Source organism: Pantoea sp. (assembly GCF_032114055.1).
Taxonomy (GTDB): domain Bacteria; phylum Pseudomonadota; class Gammaproteobacteria; order Enterobacterales; family Enterobacteriaceae; genus Pantoea.
On sequence record NZ_DAMCTB010000009.1, the window covers coordinates 157,769 to 175,241 of the forward strand.

The window sequence follows — 17,473 nt, forward strand, 5'->3', positions numbered from 1 at the left end:
CATTTTGCGTTAGGCAGCGTAGAGTGGCTTCAGGAGGTCAACATGACACTGAAATATGTAATCGTTCAACAGCCTGCTATCACCGCTCAGCTTTTTCTGCTCTACCACGGGGTCGGCGATAATCCTGATTCAATGGGTGAAATCGGCAGCTGGTTTGCCAGGATCTTCCCGGACGCGCTGGTGGTCTCCGTCGGCTCGCCGGGCGCCGGGCGTCAGTGGTTTGGCGAAACGGACCTGCACGATCAGACTATCCAGCAGCGGGTGGATGCGGCGATGCCGCAATTTATGGAGTCGGTGCGTCACTGGCAGAAAAAGAGTGGCGTGCGGCCGGAGGCGACAGCCTTAATCGGCTTTTCGCAGGGCGGCAGTATGGTGCTTGAAGGGGTCAAGGCGCACGCCGACCTGGCGAGCCGTGCGGTGATCTTTAACGGGCGGTTCATTACGCTGCCGGAAAAGGCCAGCACCCGCATCACCATCCATCTGATTCATGGTGATTATGATGAGCAGATCCCGCTTTATCATGCACAGCAGGCGGAGCAGCGCTTGATCGCCCGCGGTGGCGACGTGACGCTGGATATCGTCGACGATCTGGAACACGCTATTGACCATCGCAGCATGGAGCTGGCGCTTAACCATCTGCGTTATACGGTGCCGAAACGCTACTTTGATGAAGCGCTGAGCGGCGCAAAACCTGGCGACGATGACGTGATCGCGATGATGTAAAAAAAGCCCCTGCATGGCAGGGGCTTCTTGTTTTACTTCTTCTTCGGCCAGTCGTCTTCATCATCCCACTTATCGTTGAAATCACGATGCGGCGGCAGATCCGGTTTATTCTCCATAAACTTTTTGTGATCGATGCGTTTCAGATCTTTATAGACGTTCATCAGCACGCCAACCATCAGCAGGATCACCAGGATCCACCAGTAATCTTTAATAAATTCCATCTGCTGCTCCTTAAAACCGCCATCAGGCGATCAGTTGTTCCATGATGCGTTGGTACATCCGGCTCAGCATCTGCAGGTCGGAGGCTTTCACACACTCATTGATTTTATGAATGGTGGCATTCACCGGCCCCAGTTCCACTACCTGCGCACCCATCCGGGCGATAAAGCGGCCATCAGAGGTGCCGCCCGTGGTCAGCAGCTGCGGCTTTATTTCATTATAGTGCGCGACGGCTCTCACGACGGCATCAACCAGCTTGCCGCGTGCGGTCAGGAAAGGCTGACCGGAGAGTTTCCACTCGATGGTGTAACGCAGCTGGTGACGATCCAGCAGCGCTTCCACCCGCTGACGGATCAGTTCATCAGTCAGTTCAGTGCTGAAGCGGAAGTTAAACTGCACAAACAGCTCGCCGGGGATCACATTGTTGCTGCCGGTGCCCGCCTGCACGTTGGCAATCTGCATGCTGGTCGCCGGGAAGAACTCGTTCCCCTGATCCCACTCGGTCGCCACCAGCTCATTCAGCGCAGGCATCGCGCGATGCACCGGGTTATCCGCCAGATGTGGGTAGGCGACGTGACCCTGCACACCGTGAATGGTCAGGTTGGCGGTGATGGAACCGCGGCGGCCATTCTTGACTACATCACCGACGACTTCAGTGCTGGAGGGTTCACCGACCAGGCAGTAATCGAGCCGTTCCCGGCGCGCCATCAGCCGTTCCACGACCTTCACCGTACCGTTGGCCCCGCTGGCCTCTTCATCCGAGGTGATCATAAAGGCGAGGCGTCCTCTGTGATGCGGACGCGCCGCCACAAAGCGTTCGGCCGCGACGACCATTGCCGCCAGCGACCCTTTCATATCGGCAGCGCCACGGCCAAACAGCATGCCATCGCGGATGGTGGGTTCAAACGGTGGATTGATCCAGCGGCTGGCATCACCTGGCGGCACCACATCGGTGTGGCCGGCAAATGCCAGCGTTTCCCCTTCACCCCGGGTAGCCCAGAAGTTCAGGGTGTCGTCGATATTCATGGTTTCTATCTTAAAACCAATGGCTTCAAGACGGGCGATCAGCAGAGCCTGACAGCCGGCATCATCGGGGCTGAGAGAGGGGCGACGAATAAGCTGCTGCGTCAGCTCAATGACCGGGCAAAACATATTATGACTTCTCCTGAATAGCATTCTGATAGGTGGCTTCGCTAAAACCGGCGAGCAGGGTGCCATCCGGAGTGCGCAACAGGGGGCGCTTGATCATGGCAGGATGGGCCAGCATCAGCGTACGGGCGCTGCTGGCGTCGGTGACGGCTTCACGCTCAGCCTCAGGCAGTTTGCGCCAAGTCGTGCCGCGGGTGTTGAGCAGCGCCTGATAGCCCAGCGCTTCAATAAATTCCTGCAGCAGGGCTTCGCTCAGCCCATCGGCACGATAGTCGTGAAAGTGATAGTCGATACCCGCCGCCGTTAAAAAACGCCGGGCTTTTTTAATGGTGTCGCAATTTTTAATTCCGAACATCACCCACTGCGTGCACATCGCCTGATCCTTATTGTCATGTAAAGCATTAAGCTGAAAAAAGCAGCCAGTGCGCGAGTTTAGCATAGTGTGATCCGTTGCGGCATCTATGCGGGCGCGGCAAATGAGCCAAAATAAACCCGCAGACATACGGCGTCGTTCTGCGGGTAAACGCTATCAATTTCATTCGCAATCATTTCACAGCTCATCATTGCTGTATTAAGAATTTCGCTATGTTGAAAAAATCGTCTACCGCTGAGCTTAAAAAAAATAACTTCAGTTACCTCATAAGGTTGCTGAAATGTGCGTCAGCTTACAAAATCAGCAACATTCATGTTTTCTGACCCGCTGCCGATAACATTAACAGGTGTAACCGTATTCACCTGATTAAAAAAAGGGCGTAACATAGCCATCACAATAAGAGAGGGCATGATGATTGACACCGAAATGGGAACCTGGAAAGAATTTATCGAAGCGATGTTACGTAATAAGTAACACGCTCTGAAAAAAGCAGGACCATCCCGCTTGCTGGAATTCTTACCACACACAGAAATAAGGCGGTCACTGATCTCAGTGGCCGCTTTTTTTTAGGCACTAATCGTGCCCTTTCTCTTTCAGCGGGAAACGACGGCGGACCAGCACAAAGAACAGTGGCACAAAAAAGATCGCCAGCAGGGTGGCAGAGATCATTCCGCCCATCACGCCGGTTCCCACGGCATGCTGACTGCCGGAGCCTGCACCGCTGCTGATGGCCATCGGCAGCACCCCGAAGATAAAGGCCAGCGAGGTCATCAGAATCGGCCGCAGACGCTGACGCGACGCCTCCAGGGTCGATTCCACCAGCTCACGGCCTTTGCTGTTAATCTCGTTGGCAAATTCCACAATCAGAATGGCATTTTTGGCCGACAGGCCTACGACGGTCAGCAGGCCCACCTGGAAGTAAACATCGTTTTCCAGACCGCGCATCCAGGTGGCAAGCAGTGCGCCGACCACCCCCAGCGGCACGACCAGCATGACGGAGAAGGGGATGGACCAGCTCTCATACAGTGCGGCCAGGCAGAGGAACACCACCAGCAGTGAAATGGCATAAAGCGCCGGCGCCTGGGAGCCGGAGAGCCGCTCCTGATAGGAGGCACCGGTCCACTGGAACCCGACGCCCAGCGGCAGAGCGTTCACCAGCTTTTCCATCTCATCCATCGCCGTGCCGCTGCTGACGCCGCTGGCCGCTTCGCCGACAATCTCCAGTGAGGAGTAGCCGTTATAGCGTTCAAGACGCGGTGAACCGGTCTCCCAGCGGCTGGTGGCGAAGGCGGAGAAGGGCACCATGCCGCCGCTGCTGTTGCGCACGTACCATTTGTTGATGTCATCCGGCAGCATGCGAAATTCAGCGGCGGCCTGCACATAGACCTTCTTCACCCGGCCACGATCCAGGAAGTCGTTGACGTAACTGGAGCCCCAGGCGGTGGTCAGGGTGTCGTTAATGGTATCCAGCGACACACCCAGCGCCTGGGCTTTACGCGCATCCACATCGATCTGCAGCTGCGGACTGTCATCAAGGCCATTGTGGCGCACCCGCGACAGCGCCCTGTCGTTACCGGCCATCTCCAGCAGCCGGTCGCGCATCGCCATCAGCTGAGTGTGTCCGATACCCGCATGATCCTGCAGTTGCAGATCAAAGCCGGAGCTGCTGCCCATGCCGGTGATAGCGGGCGGGCTGCTGGCAATCACCCGCGCCTCGGTAATTTTCTGAAACGCCCGGGTCGCGCGTTCAATAATCGCGAAAGAGGTGCGATCGGCGCCAGGCCGCGCTTCCCAGTCTTTTAGCCGCACAAACAGACGCGCCACGTTCTGTCCATTCCCACCCGGACCGGCGCCGATGGTGGCGAAGACCGACAGCACGTTCGCTTTCTCTCTGGTCAGGTAGTAGTTCTCGACCTTTGCCACCACGCTGGAGGTCTGCTCAAGCGTGGCGCCTGCCGGAAGCTGAACCTGTGTCAGGAAGACGCCACGATCCTCCAGCGGCAAAAATGAGGTGGGCAGACGCAGAAACAGAAAAGCCATCAGGCCGATAAGGGCGAGATAGAGCAGCAGCCAGCGACCGCCCCGGCGCAGCAGCGCCGCCACACCGCGCTCATAGCGGTCTGCATTGCGATTGAAGTGACGGTTAAACCAGCCGAAGAAGCCGCGCCGCGCATGCGGCTCGCCCTGGGCGACCGGTTTCAGCAGTGTGGCACATAGCGCCGGCGTCAGGATCATCGCCACCAGCACAGAGAGCACCATCGCCGAGACGATGGTAATGGAGAACTGGCGATAGATAGCCCCGACGGTGCCGCCGAAAAACGCCATCGGCACAAACACCGCAGAGAGCACCAGCGCGATACCGACCAGCGCGCCCTGAATCTGGCCCATCGATTTTCGTGTGGCGGCGCGGGGCGAAAGTCCCTCTTCCTGCATGAGACGTTCCACGTTTTCCACCACCACGATGGCGTCATCCACCAGCAGCCCGATCGCCAGCACCATGGCAAACATGGTCAGGGTATTGATGCTGAACCCGCAGGCGTAGAGCACGCTGAAGGTGCCGAACAGCACCACCGGCACGGCGATTGTCGGGATCAGGGTGGCGCGGAAGTTCTGCATAAACAGATACATCACGCCGAACACCAGCACGATTGCCTCCAGCAGCGTCTTCACCACGTCTGTAATGGATGCCTTAACGAATGGCGAGGTTTCATAGGCAATTTTTGCTTCCAGCCCGTGCGGGAAATAGTGCGATAACTCCTCGATGCGCGCCCGCACCAGCTTGTCGGTGTTCATTTCGTTAGCGCCGGACGCGAGCTTCACGCCCAGACCGGAGGCGGGCTGACCGTTGTAGCGGCTCAGATAGTCATACTTCTCGGCGCCCAGCGCCACGCTGGCGACATCTCCCAGCGTCACCACGGAACCGTCGGGATTGTTTTTGAGGGTAATCGCCCGGAACTGCTCGGGGGTCTGCAGCATCGACTGAGCGTTGACCGTGGCGTTCAGCGCCTGCTTCTCCACCGACGGCAGGCCACCGACCTGACCCACGGCCACCTGACTGTTCTGCGACTGTATGGCGCTGACCACATCACTGGTGGTCAGCGCGTAGGCGATCAGTTTGTTGGGATCGAGCCAGATGCGCATCGCATACTGCGAGCCGTAAGCGTCCACCTGGCCAACGCCGTCGATGCGGCTCAGCGGATCCTGGATATTACTGGCCACATAGTCTGAAATATCCTGCTTATCCATGCTGCCGTCCGTGGAGACAAAAGCCACCATCAGAATGTTGCTGTCGCCGGTTTTATTGACCGTGACGCCCTGTGACTGCACCGCCTGCGGCAGTTTACGCAGCGCCGACTGCAGCTGATTCTGCACCTGCTGACGGGCTTCATCAGGATTCGTGCCGGCACGGAAGGTGAGAGTGATTTGCGCCTGGCCAGTGTTGCTGCTGTTCGACGACATATACATCAGGTTATCGATGCCGGTCATGTTCTGCTCAATCACCTGAGTAACCGTATTTTCCAGCGTCTGGGCTGACGCGCCTGGATAGTTAGCGGTGATCCGCACGTTGGGCGGCGCCAGGTCGGGATACTGTTCCACAGGCAGCGACATGATCGACAGCAGCCCGCACAGGCAGAGCAGAATCGCCAGCACCCAGGCAAAGATGGGGCGGTCGATAAAGAAATTCGACATTAAATCGACACTCCTCAGTACTTATTGTCATCGGTCAGCCCCACCAGCCACGGGCGCACTGGCAGACAATCGCATGGTCTTTGCCACGATTCATCTCCGCCATTTACTCTACGTGCGGCGGCGGGGGAAATCGTGGAGAAATTGAGGAGAAAATGTAAATTCGTTGGCTATTTGCGGCTTTCCAGCCACATCACCGTGGCCGCCACCCGTGAGCGGACATCCAGCTTGCGCAGCAGGTTGCGGATATGCACTTTGACGGTCTCTTCTGAGATATGCAGATTGGCGGCAATCTCCTTGTTTGACAGGCCGCGCGCCACCTCCTGCAGAACATCCTGCTCACGTTCGGTGAGCTGACGCAGTGGATCGGTGCTGTGCGGGCGTTGGGCCAGATAGCTGGCGACGCTTTCGCTGAAGACCTTTTCACCACGCGAAGCCTGAAGGATATGTTCCAGCAAAATATCGGGCTCGCAATCTTTAAGCAGATAGCCATCGGCCCCGGCATCCACCATGGCAAAAATATCGCTGCGTGCGTCGGAAACCGTCAGCACCAGAATGCGTGAATGAATGCCATCGTGACGCAGCGCCTTCAGCGTATCCAGACCGGACATGCCTTTCATGTTCAGATCGAGCAGAATAAGGTCGGGCTCCTGACGGCGCGCCTCTGCCAGCGCCTCGGTGCCATTGCTGGCTTCAGCGATGACCGTTAATCGGGGCGCCAGCGTCAGCAGCTGACGCACACCGCGGCGCATCAGCGGATGGTCATCCACAATCATCAGGGTCAAAGCAGGCTGTTGCATAGTTTCTCCTTTTATCGGTTTCAGACACTGGCGGCCCTCCGCCTGTTCGGTTCCGCAACCTCGGCTGCCAGAAACCCGTGGATTGTTTTAATAAAACTTGCGCTGACGCGTTATTCCAGTGCGCGTGCAGGCTGTGCTGGAAAGCGCAGCCTGACCTGGGTACCGCACTCCAGGGCAACGATGGTCAGCTCGCCCCCGAGCCGCTCGGCGCGTTCCGTCATAATCGTCAGTCCGTAGTGGCCGGGTGGTTCATCTGTGCTGTCGATACCAATGCCGTCATCTGTAATCGTCAGTAAGTGCTCACCATTTTCACTATGCTGATACTCCACCCGGATACGCTTTGCGCTGGCGTGCCGGATGGCATTCAGCAACGCCTCACGGGCAATCTGCAGAACATGCACCTGCTGCTGGGCTGCCAGGCTCCGGAGGCCATGCTGATGGCGGAATGTGATTACTGCGGCGCTTTTCTCCTGCAGCGAAGCGATCATCGCCTCCATCGCCGCGACCAGATCTGCCTGTTCGATGGTGAGGCGGAAGGTGGTCAGCAGCTCACGCAGCTGGCGACAGGCGTCGGCCAGCGCCTGGTCGAAATCCGCAATAATGGTGTGCGCAGCGCAATCCTCTTTATTCACTGTGCGGCGCAGCAGCGTCAGCTGGATGCGTAAAAAGGAGAGGGACTGCGCCAGCGAATCATGTAACTCACGGGCGATCGTGGTGCGCTCTTCAATCAGCAGCATCTGCTGGTACTGCTGTTGTGTCTGCCAAATCCAGAGTGTTCTTCCCAGCATTCCCGCCAGGCTGCGCATCAGCGCGTCCGACGGAGAGCGGTCGGCGATCTGCCAGCGCAGTTCGCCAGGCGGGTGCCCGGCCTGCTGTAACGGCAAGGCATACCACTGGCCGGGAAACTGTTCATCACCGGCGCAGAAGGAAAACGGCGGGCTGTCGATCCGGATAGCCGTCAGCTTCTCGCGCTTCAGCACTGTGGTTAACACTGCTTCAAACAGCGCCGGATGCAGCGGGCTGGCGGTCAGCCTCTGCGAGCTTTCATAAAGCAGCGACAGGGTGCGATTGGCCTCAGTCAGCTCTTCCGTTTTGGTGCGTACCGTGCTTTCCAGCAGCTGATAGTGCGAGTGCAGACGTGCCGCCATGCCGCTAAAGGCGTGAGAGAGCACCCGCAGTTCATTCTGCTGCTCGACCTGCAGCGGCGGAAACGCAAAATTGCCGCTCTCAACATAGCGGCTGGCCGTAACCAGCGCATTCAGCGGGCGCACCACCTGCTGGCGGGTAAAACGAATCGTCATCAGTGCCAGCGCCACAATCGCAATCACCCCCGCCAGGCTGCTGGCGGCTACCAGATGCATCTTCAGTTCGGTATAGCGTTGCAGGCCCAGTACAAAGCGGTCGATTTCACTGACGTAGATCGGGATCTGCTGCTCGTAATCCATGATGTTGCCCTGCTGTAACTGTTTCTGCAGCACGGGCCACGCGGCGCGCAGTCGCTGATAGCGAATGCTTACTTCACGGGGCACCCAGGGGTGATCCAGTTTCTGCAGCACTGGCGCATCCAGCGTCTGCTGATAGCGCACCAGATGGTCAGGCAGGTTCTGCGGCTGACGGCTGGCATCCCAGGCCATGCGATAGCTTTGCATACGCAGGGAGCCCGCCAGATTGATTGCCTCAGCATCACGCTGGCTGCTGAGCAGTGTGATGAGTGCCAGGCCGGTCGTCAGCAGCGACAGCAGAACAATGGCGATGAGCGCCTGAGCGATGCTTTGAGTTACGGAACGTTTAACAATCACATGAATAGCCCTGTTTGAAGTGCGGGAATTATAAGAGTGCCGTCACGTCACGCCAATGATCCATGCCCTGTTTATCGCACAGGGCGTTACACATCGCATATAAAATGACCGCAACTGACAGTTCCCAGGAATGGCTGCGGTTCAGTGGTTAAAAAAAGAACAGTTTTACATCAGTCTGATGTTGCTTTTCATTGCAGCGCCAATAATTTCTCCAGTCATTACTGAGTACCCGACTCCCCGAATGCAGATTAAGGAGCATCCAATGAAAAAACTGACTGTTGCACTGGCGGGCGCACTCCTGGCTGCCACCTCATTTGGTACATTTGCTGCTGCGCCGGTCGATCCTTCTCAGGCGCAGAACATGCAGAGCATCGGCAGCGTATCCGTATCCGGCGTTCGTGGCTCGCTGGATGATGCCAGCCGCCAGTTGTCGCAAAAAGCGGAAGAGATGGGCGCCAGCCACTACCGTGTCATCGGTGTCGATAATCCCGGCGACTCCAGCCTCTGGAGCGGCACCGCAGAGGTTTACCGCTAAGTCCGCCTTCCTGTTTCCATCCCTGTAGCGTTTACCGGCCTGAATTGGCCGGTTTTTTTGTTTTTGTGCATCAGGATGGATTCTTACAAATCAGCCTGTGCATCCGCCCGGTATATTTTGCTTCGTTCTTGCAGAACGGGTAGGATTCATCGCCGTAAATTCCCGCGTTACCTGGCCCTCACTCACAGGCCAACGCACAGAGGAAATCACCTCATTTCACAGGGCATTACGCCTGCGCTGGGGTGGCAACGACTGATGGTTCGGACAAACAGGAATGCTATGAAATCTAAAAAGAAAACCCCAAGCGAGATGCGCGCTGCGAAACGACGCTGGCTCAACTCTCATGATGCCGGTTACCAGAAAGCGATGGGTAACCGTCATGTACAGATGATTGCGATCGGCGGTGCCATCGGTACCGGTTTGTTCCTGGGCGCAGGTGGCCGTTTACAGGCTGCCGGCCCTGCATTAGCCATTATCTATCTGGTCTGTGGCATTTTCTCCTTCTTTATTCTGCGCGCGCTGGGCGAACTGGTGTTACACCGTCCGAGCAGTGGCAGCTTCGTGTCTTATGCCCGTGAGTTCCTGGGTGAGAAGGCCTCCTACGTGGCGGGCTGGATGTATTTCGTCAACTGGGCAATGACCGGCATCGTCGACATCACTGCGGTGGCGCTCTACATGCACTACTGGGGCGCGTTTGGCGATGTGCCACAGTGGGTCTTTGCGCTGGGGGCGCTGGCAATTGTGGGCACCATGAACATGATCGGCGTGAAGTGGTTCGCCGAGATGGAGTTCTGGTTCGCGCTGATCAAAGTGCTGGCGATTGTGGTATTCCTGGTGGTGGGCGTCGTATTCCTGGGCACCGGCAAACCACTGGATGGTAACAGCACCGGCTTCCATCTGATCACTGATAATGGCGGTCTGTTCCCTCACGGCTTGCTGCCTGCGCTGGTTCTGATCCAGGGCGTGGTGTTCGCTTTTGCCTCTATCGAGCTGGTGGGCACGGCTGCAGGGGAGTGTAAAGACCCCGAAACCATGCTGCCGAAGGCGATCAACAGCGTAATCTGGCGTATCGGCCTGTTCTATGTGGGTTCAGTTGTTCTGCTGGTGCTGCTGCTGCCGTGGAACGCCTACCAGGCGGGTCAGAGTCCGTTCGTGACCTTCTTCTCAAAGCTTGGCGTGCCTTACATCGGCAGCATCATGAACATCGTGGTGCTGAGCGCGGCGCTCTCCAGCCTTAACTCAGGCCTCTATTCAACCGGACGTATCCTGCGCTCCATGTCGATGGGCGGTTCTGCGCCGAAATTCATGTCAAAGATGAACGGTCAGCAGGTGCCTTACGCGGGTATTCTGGTCACCATCTGCGTCTACGTGATCGGTGTGGTGCTGAACTACTACGTGCCTTCTCAGGTGTTTGAGATCGTCCTGAACATCGCTTCGCTGGGCATCATCTCTTCATGGGCCTTTATCGTGGTCTGCCAGCTGCGTCTGCGCAAAGCGATCAAAGAGGGCAAGGCGGACGATGTCAGCTTCAAGCTACCGGGCGCGCCGTTTACCTCATGGCTGACGCTGTTGTTCCTGTTCAGCGTGCTGGTACTGATGGCGTTTGACTATCCGAACGGCACCTATACCATCGCCTCCATTCCGCTGATTGCCGTCGTACTGGTGCTGGGATGGTTCGGTGTGCGTAAACGGGTGAACGCGATTGCCGCGACAGAACACGATCATCACGAAGAGGATGCGAAGCCTGCGCAGCTGGCTGACGACATCTCACGCTGATCGGCCCTGCCGTAATCAGGTCAGCCCTCGGGCTGGCCTTTTTTATGGCCGTAATTCGCCACGCTATAGACGAAAATAGGATAGTTTTCCCGCCTGCCACCCCCTATGATGAAAGGCTCCCTTTATGCGGTAGCGGAGTCATCGTGTCGTTTAAGATCAACATCATCAAAGACAAACTCCTGTCTGAAAACTGGTTTGTGCTGCGCAACTACACCTACGACATTACCGACCGACGGGGGGAACCGATCCGCCATAAGCGTGAGGTTTACGATCGCGGAAACGGGGCGACCATTCTGCTCTATAACCGTGAAAAGAACAGCGTGGTACTGACGCGCCAGTTCCGCATCGCCACCTATGTTAACGGAAACGACAGCGGCATGCTGATCGAAGCCTGTGCCGGTCTGCTGGACGATGACTCTCCGGAAGATTGCATCCGCAAAGAGGCGATCGAAGAAACCGGTTATGCGGTGGGCGAGGTGGAGAAGCTCTATGCCTGCTACATGTCGCCGGGCGGCGTGACGGAGCTGATCCACTTTTTTGCTGCCGAATATCACGAATCGCTGCGCGAGAATGCAGGCGGGGGCGTCGACGATGAGGCGATAGAGGTGCTGGAGCTGCGTTTTCCTGACGCGCTGGCGATGGTCGCTGATGGCCGTATCTGCGATGGCAAAACGGTCATGCTGTTACAGCATGCGCTGATCGCGGGCTGGCTGACGCCCTGACTGGGCCGGTGATTGTGCAGAGCAGGGCGGAAACAGAACCTAATCCTGTTATGCACGCTTTTTAAGCAGTTAACTGCGCTTTTTGCACCGGTTCACAGATTGCGAACTTTGCCAGGCCCATTGATGCGCTATCCTCTTCTCTCTGACTATTCGGAGATCGATTTTCTTGATGTCGTACTGGATGAAATCGCTGTGGCTGTTGCCGTCTTTGTGGGTTGCCTCTGTTCAGGCGGAACCACTGCAAAAGTCATTCAACGACTGGCAAATCACCTGTAACAACGAAGCCTTTTGCGTGGCGCGTAATATCCCTGGCGATAAAGGGCTGGTGATGACGATTTCGCGTCATGCGGGCGTTAACGATCGCCCGTTACTGCGAATCGACTATGGCAGCGCCTACAGTGGCGCCTTGCCCGGCGGTCCGCTCAGGGATAACCTGCTGCTCGATCAGCGCCGCCTGCAACCTGACCTCAAACACTGGACGGTCGAACCTCACCATCTTGCGACCAGTAATGCCATCGCCATTGATGAATTTTTTGATCTGGTGATGGAGGCGAAAGCCCTGCAGCTCACCTACGACCCTGATGCACTCATCTCACTGCGGGGCATGAAAGCGGCTCTGCTGCTGATGGATGATACGCAGGGGCGGGTCAATAGCATGAGTGCCTGGATCAGGCGTGGCGAACGCGCCAGCTGGGACGTTCCGCCGCCGCCTGCACTACCGCCTCTGCCACCTGCCGTGATGCCGCCAGCAGCACTGACGCGCGAGGAAACCAGCGGATTAATCGATTACGGAACCTGGCGTGTGAATACTGATGCCTGCTCACTGGACCCGCTGCGCCGCGAAGTCAGCGTGGCTCCGCTGACCGACCAGCGCGCGCTGCTGCTGGTCAGCTGTGAGAGAGGGGCCTATAACGTGATCGATCTGGCGTTTGAAGTGACGCGCAGCCCGCCTTATGTGGCGCGTGGCATCACGCTGACCCTGCCGTTTACGCCCCCGGGCACCAGTGACCGGCAGCTGGAGCTGATAAACGCAGACTATGATGCGGCCAGCGGCCAGCTTTACACGTTTGGTAAAGGACGGGGACTGGGAGATTGCGGCACTGCCACACGCTGGCAGTTCGATGGCACCCGCTTTGTATTAGCGGAGTACGCGGAAGAGTCCACCTGTGACGCCTGGCACAGCAGTGACGACTGGCCAACCCTGTGGGTCAGCCAGTCTGATGGCAGTGTTCAGCAGCGTTAGCGGATCGCCTGCACCATCATTGGTGAGCCGGACTGGTTGCCGACCAGTTCGGCCAGCATATTATTCACACCGTCGCTCATTGGCGTAAAGCGGGTCAGCGGCGAGCGGGTCACTACCACAAAGACGCCCACGTTATGCTGCGGCACCATCGCCATATAGGTGATGAATCCGCCGCCACCGCCGGTTTTCTGAATAATGCCAGGGCGGCCGTTTTTGGGGCCCATATAGACCCAGCCCATACCCAGCGCATCCGCTTTGCCTGGCACATCCATACCTTCCACTTTATTCAGCTGGTCGCGACGATAAATCAGCGTCTGCAGCCGGTCAATCTGCGGGGTACGGTGGTTAACTGAAGAGTTTAAAAACTGCTGCATCCAGCGGCCCATATCATCCGGCGTAGAGTACACACCGCCGCTGCCAATCGCCGCCAGAGTGTTGTTACAGGGGCTGGCGCCTTTTTCCGCCACCATCAGGCGACCACACTGCTCTGGCGACGGCGTGAAGGTCGTATCTTTCATGCCGAGCGGGCGGGTGATCAGCTGCTGAAGCAGGGCAGGATAGGGCGTGCCGCTGGCGCGTGCCAGGGCGTCGCCCAGCAGATCGTAGCCCAGGTTAGAATAGGCGGCACTGCTGCCCGGGGCCGCTTTGAGATTCGCATGTGACAGCCAGCTCCAGCGTTCGCTGCGTGTCGGCCAGACAAACACCGGCCGCTGCGCTTTGCCGCCAGGCTGCTCACGTGGCAGTCCGCTGGTATGGGTCGACAGGTTAATCAGGCGAATTGGCTGACCATTCCAGGCGGGAACGCGGGTGCCGGAAGGCGCATATTTGCTCAGAGGATCGTCAAGGCGAATCTGCCCGCGCTCTGCCAGCTTCACCATCACTTCGCTGGTCATCAGCTTACTCAGTGAGGCGATGCGAATCAGCGAGTCTTTTTGTGGGCGGACGTTGTTGCCGGGACGGGTTTCACCAAAGCTGGCAAAGACCCGCTGATTGCCATCAATCGCCACCAGCGCCATGCCGGTTGCACCACTGCCATAAAAGATATGCTCGGCATAGCGATCGACAATCTGTGAAGCCAGCAGCGGATCGGGCGCGACCTGCGCCATGCTTTTCAGGGGAAGCAGTGAAACCATCAGGACCAGTAAATAGGAAGTGCGCATGTTCAACGGAGGTGGCTTCGCTCTAAAATTCAGTGAAAATCTGCCTTAAGCTGGCGGGGACAGACCCGGTCAGCAGGGTATTATTCCAGCCAGATAGCTGCAGGAACAGACGCACAGCCGTGCAGAGGCAGCATTAAACAGGAACTCTATAGTAATCAGTTTGCGCAGGGCGTGAAGAGGGAAAGAGAGTTTTTTTTTCTGTTGCGGGCAATAAGCGAAAAGGGCCCCTCCCGCGTTGACGGGAAGGGCCAGCGCATTATGCAGGTTTCAGTAAGGCTTCTGCATGGCTGACGATGTTTTCTACCGTGAAGCCAAACTCCGCGAAGAGATCGCCTGCTGGCGCGGATTCGCCGAAGGTGGTCATGCCGACAATCGCGCCCTCAAGGCCGACATACTTGAACCAGTAATCGGCAATGCCCGCTTCGACCGCCACACGCGCTTTCACACCAGAAGGCAGAACGGATTCGCGGTAGGCGGCATCCTGCGCATCAAACAGGTCGGTTGACGGCAGTGACACGACACGGACCTTGTGACCACCCGAGGTGAGCTTCTCTGCCGCGCCCAGGGTGATCTCCACCTCTGAACCGGTGGCGATCAGAATCACGTCTGGCGTACCCTCGCAATCCTTCAGCACATAGCCGCCGCGTTTGATGTTATCGATCTGCTCCGGGGTGCGTTCCGGCTGCAGCAGATTCTGACGGGAGAGGATCAGCGCGGTCGGACCATGATGGCGTTCGATTGCCGCTTTCCACGCTACCGCCGTTTCCACCTGATCGCACGGACGCCAGACGCTCATGTTCGGCGTCAGGCGCAGGCTGGCGATCTGCTCTACCGGCTGGTGGGTCGGGCCATCTTCGCCCAGACCGATGGAGTCATGGGTGTAGACCAGGATCTGGCGGGCTTTCATCAGCGCCGCCATACGCGCGGCGTTACGCGCATATTCCACGAACATCAGGAAGGTCGCGGTGTACGGAACAAAGCCGCCATGATGCGCGATGCCGTTACCAATCGCCGTCATCCCGAATTCACGGACGCCGTAGTGGATATAGTTACCGGCCGGGTCCTCTTTGATCGATTTAGAGCCTGACCAGATGGTGAGGTTACTCGGCGCAAGGTCAGCGGAACCACCCAGGAATTCTGGCAGTAATTTACCGTAGGCTTCCAGTGAGTTCTGCGAGGCTTTACGGCTGGCAATTTTTTGCGGGTTAGCCTGCAGTTCCTGAATGAAGCGGGTTGCTTCCGTTTCCCAGGTCGAAGGCATCTCGCCATTCATGCGGCGTTCATACTCTTTCGCCAGCTCAGGATGGGCCGCTTTATAGGCCGCAAATTTTTCATTCCAGGCTTTTTCGCGCTCGGCCCCGGCGGCTTTGGCATCCCACTGCTGATAGATCTCAGCCGGAATCTCAAACGCCGGGTAGTTCCAGCCGAGCTGTTTACGGGTCAGGGCGACTTCGGCCTCACCCAGCGCCGCGCCATGTGACTCCTCTTTACCGGCCTTGTTTGGTGAACCGAAGCCGATAATGGTGCGGCAGATAATCAGCGACGGCTTATCGGTCACGCTCTGCGCTTCCTGGATTGCCGCACGGATAGCATCGGCGTCATGACCATCGATGTCGCCAATCACATGCCAGTTGTAGGACTCGAAGCGTTTGTGGGTGTCATCGGTAAACCAGCCTTCCGTTTCACCGTCGATAGAAATACCGTTGTGATCGTAGAAGCCGATCAGCTTGCCCAGACCCAGGGTGCCAGCCAGTGAGCAGACCTCGTGTGAAATCCCCTCCATCAGACAGCCGTCACCCATAAACACGTAGGTGTGGTGGTCGACGATCTCATGATCCGGACGGTTAAACTGCGCCGCCAGGGTGCGTTCAGCAATCGCTAAACCGACGGCGTTAGCCAGCCCCTGGCCCAGCGGACCGGTGGTGGTTTCTACGCCTGGTGTGTAGCCGATCTCCGGGTGGCCCGGCGTTTTGGAGTGCAGCTGACGGAAATTTTTCAGCTCTTCAATCGGCAGGTCGTAACCGCTCAGGTGCAGCAGGCTGTAGAGCAGCATAGAGCCGTGGCCGTTGGAGAGGATAAAGCGGTCGCGATCAAGCCAGGCGGGATTGGTCGGGTTGTGCTGGAGGAAGTCGCGCCATAGCACTTCGGCGATGTCGGCCATGCCCATCGGGGCACCGGGGTGGCCTGAGTTTGCCTTCTGTACCGCATCCATACTGAGTGCACGGATCGCGTTTGCCAGTTCTCTGCGTGAGGACATAAAGTTCTCCCTTATTAAGCATCAGGGCGGGAAAGTCCCGCCCGACTAAAATCAAGACTACAGGCGTGCGGCAAGCACATCTTCCAGCTTCTGCTGGTCAACGGCGAACTGACGGATGCCGTCAGAGAGTTTTTCCACTGCCATCGGATCCTGGTTATGTTCCCAGCGGAACTCTGCTTCGGAGAGCGGTGACGGCTGATGGAAGCCTTCGGTAGAGGGTTCCAGTTTGCGCTCCAGCGGCGCATCGCTGTTCTGCAGCTCTTCCAGCAGGTTAGGCGAGAGGGTCAGGCGGTCGCAGCCGGCCAGCGCCACAATCTGCTCCACTTTACGGAAGCTGGCGCCCATGATGATGGTGCTGTAACGGTGCTTTTTGTAGTAATCATAGATGCGACGCACGGATTTCACGCCCGGATCTTCATCCGCCACGTAGGGTTCCATCGGCTTACGCGAGTTATACCAGTCGTAGATGCGGCCCACGAACGGGGAGATCAGGTAGACGCCCGCTTCGGCACAGGCACGCGCCTGGGCAAAGGAGAAGAGCAGCGTCAGATTACACTGGATACCGTTCTTCTCCAGCTCTTCCGCCGCGCGGATGCCTTCCCAGGTGGAGGCCAGCTTGATCAGCACGCGGGAGCGGTCGATGCCGTGCTCCTCATACATCCGGATCAGTTTTTCTGCTTTGGTCACACACATGCCACGATCGAAGGAGAGGCGCGCATCCACTTCGGTCGAAACACGGCCCGGTATGCTTTTCAGGATCTCCATACCAAGGTTGATCGCCACTTTGTCGCTGGCATTGATGATCTGCGTCTCTTTGCTGCCGCCCTGCTTTTTCGCGTACTCAATCGCGTCGTCCATCAGGTGCTTATACCCTTCCAGGCCGGACGCTTTCAGAATGAGTGACGGGTTAGTAGTGGCATCTTCGGGGTGATAATGACGAATCGATTCGATATCACCACTGTCAGCCACCACGGTGGTGAACTGTTTTAGGGCTTCTAACTGGTTCATTTCTAAACTCCTTGAAAAGAAA

Annotated in this window: 15 protein-coding genes; 6 read left to right on the forward strand and 9 right to left on the reverse strand. The window is 57.5% G+C overall.

The window, feature by feature from the left end; all coding sequences use genetic code 11:
* The first annotated feature begins 42 nt into the window (after positions 1–42).
* Positions 43–723: an esterase gene (ypfH, locus tag RT657_RS15430; RefSeq protein ID WP_313655495.1), complete on the forward strand. Its 681-nt coding sequence runs from the start codon at positions 43–45 to the stop codon at positions 721–723.
* A gap of 32 nt (positions 724–755) precedes the next feature.
* Here the strand turns inward: ypfH and RT657_RS15435 are convergent, their stop codons facing one another.
* The 6 genes from RT657_RS15435 to narQ all read right to left on the reverse strand — a co-directional run bounded on the left by RT657_RS15435 (position 756) and on the right by narQ (position 8,750).
* Positions 756–944, reverse strand: coding sequence for a YpfN family protein (locus RT657_RS15435; RefSeq protein WP_111139338.1), 189 nt, complete (start codon positions 942–944; stop codon positions 756–758).
* Between the two features lie 22 nt (positions 945–966).
* The gene (gene dapE, locus RT657_RS15440) at positions 967–2,094 is read right to left on the reverse strand and encodes a succinyl-diaminopimelate desuccinylase (RefSeq protein ID WP_313655496.1); all 1,128 of its coding nucleotides are present in this window, start codon (positions 2,092–2,094) and stop codon (positions 967–969) included.
* 1 nt (position 2,095) lies between these two features.
* The gene (locus RT657_RS15445) at positions 2,096–2,464 is read right to left on the reverse strand and encodes an ArsC family reductase (RefSeq protein ID WP_313655497.1); all 369 of its coding nucleotides are present in this window, start codon (positions 2,462–2,464) and stop codon (positions 2,096–2,098) included.
* 573 nt (positions 2,465–3,037) lie between these two features.
* On the reverse strand, positions 3,038–6,154 hold the full coding sequence (gene acrD, locus RT657_RS15450) for a multidrug efflux RND transporter permease AcrD (protein ID WP_313655499.1): 3,117 nt from the start codon (positions 6,152–6,154) through the stop codon (positions 3,038–3,040).
* Between the two features lie 167 nt (positions 6,155–6,321).
* On the reverse strand, positions 6,322–6,951 hold the full coding sequence (gene narL, locus RT657_RS15455; RefSeq protein ID WP_313655501.1) for a two-component system response regulator NarL: 630 nt from the start codon (positions 6,949–6,951) through the stop codon (positions 6,322–6,324).
* 110 nt (positions 6,952–7,061) lie between these two features.
* Positions 7,062–8,750, reverse strand: a complete 1,689-nt coding sequence (gene narQ, locus RT657_RS15460) for a nitrate/nitrite two-component system sensor histidine kinase NarQ (protein WP_313655502.1) — start codon at positions 8,748–8,750, stop codon at positions 7,062–7,064.
* Between the two features lie 262 nt (positions 8,751–9,012).
* On the opposite strand from narQ, the gene RT657_RS15465 reads away from it, so the two are divergent.
* From RT657_RS15465 to RT657_RS15485, 5 genes are all read left to right on the forward strand, one after another.
* Positions 9,013–9,285, forward strand: a complete 273-nt coding sequence (locus RT657_RS15465; RefSeq protein WP_313655503.1) for a YdgH/BhsA/McbA-like domain containing protein — start codon at positions 9,013–9,015, stop codon at positions 9,283–9,285.
* A gap of 279 nt (positions 9,286–9,564) precedes the next feature.
* Positions 9,565–11,061 carry an L-asparagine permease gene (ansP, locus tag RT657_RS15470; RefSeq protein ID WP_313655504.1) on the forward strand — a complete coding sequence of 499 codons (1,497 nt, stop codon included), beginning with the start codon at positions 9,565–9,567 and terminating at the stop codon, positions 11,059–11,061.
* Between the two features lie 143 nt (positions 11,062–11,204).
* Positions 11,205–11,783, forward strand: a complete 579-nt coding sequence (gene nudK / locus RT657_RS15475; protein WP_313655505.1) for a GDP-mannose pyrophosphatase NudK — start codon at positions 11,205–11,207, stop codon at positions 11,781–11,783.
* A gap of 123 nt (positions 11,784–11,906) precedes the next feature.
* Complete coding sequence (locus tag RT657_RS15480; protein ID WP_313655548.1) at positions 11,907–12,059, forward strand: hypothetical protein; 153 nt, start codon at positions 11,907–11,909, stop codon at positions 12,057–12,059.
* Positions 12,022–13,026, forward strand: coding sequence for a DUF1176 domain-containing protein (locus RT657_RS15485; RefSeq protein WP_313655545.1), 1,005 nt, complete (start codon positions 12,022–12,024; stop codon positions 13,024–13,026). Before RT657_RS15480 ends, RT657_RS15485 begins: the two co-directional genes overlap by 38 nt.
* Here the strand turns inward: RT657_RS15485 and ampH are convergent.
* The 3 genes from ampH to tal form a co-directional block, all read right to left on the reverse strand.
* Positions 13,023–14,186 carry a D-alanyl-D-alanine-carboxypeptidase/endopeptidase AmpH gene (ampH, locus tag RT657_RS15490; protein ID WP_313655506.1) on the reverse strand — a complete coding sequence of 388 codons (1,164 nt, stop codon included), beginning with the start codon at positions 14,184–14,186 and terminating at the stop codon, positions 13,023–13,025. The two genes, RT657_RS15485 and ampH, sit on opposite strands and share 4 nt — an antisense overlap.
* Positions 14,187–14,442: 256 nt before the next feature.
* On the reverse strand, positions 14,443–16,443 hold the full coding sequence (tkt, locus tag RT657_RS15495) for a transketolase (RefSeq protein ID WP_313655507.1): 2,001 nt from the start codon (positions 16,441–16,443) through the stop codon (positions 14,443–14,445).
* 57 nt (positions 16,444–16,500) lie between these two features.
* Complete coding sequence (tal, locus tag RT657_RS15500; protein ID WP_128086606.1) at positions 16,501–17,451, reverse strand: transaldolase; 951 nt, start codon at positions 17,449–17,451, stop codon at positions 16,501–16,503.
* Positions 17,452–17,473 lie beyond the last annotated feature (22 nt).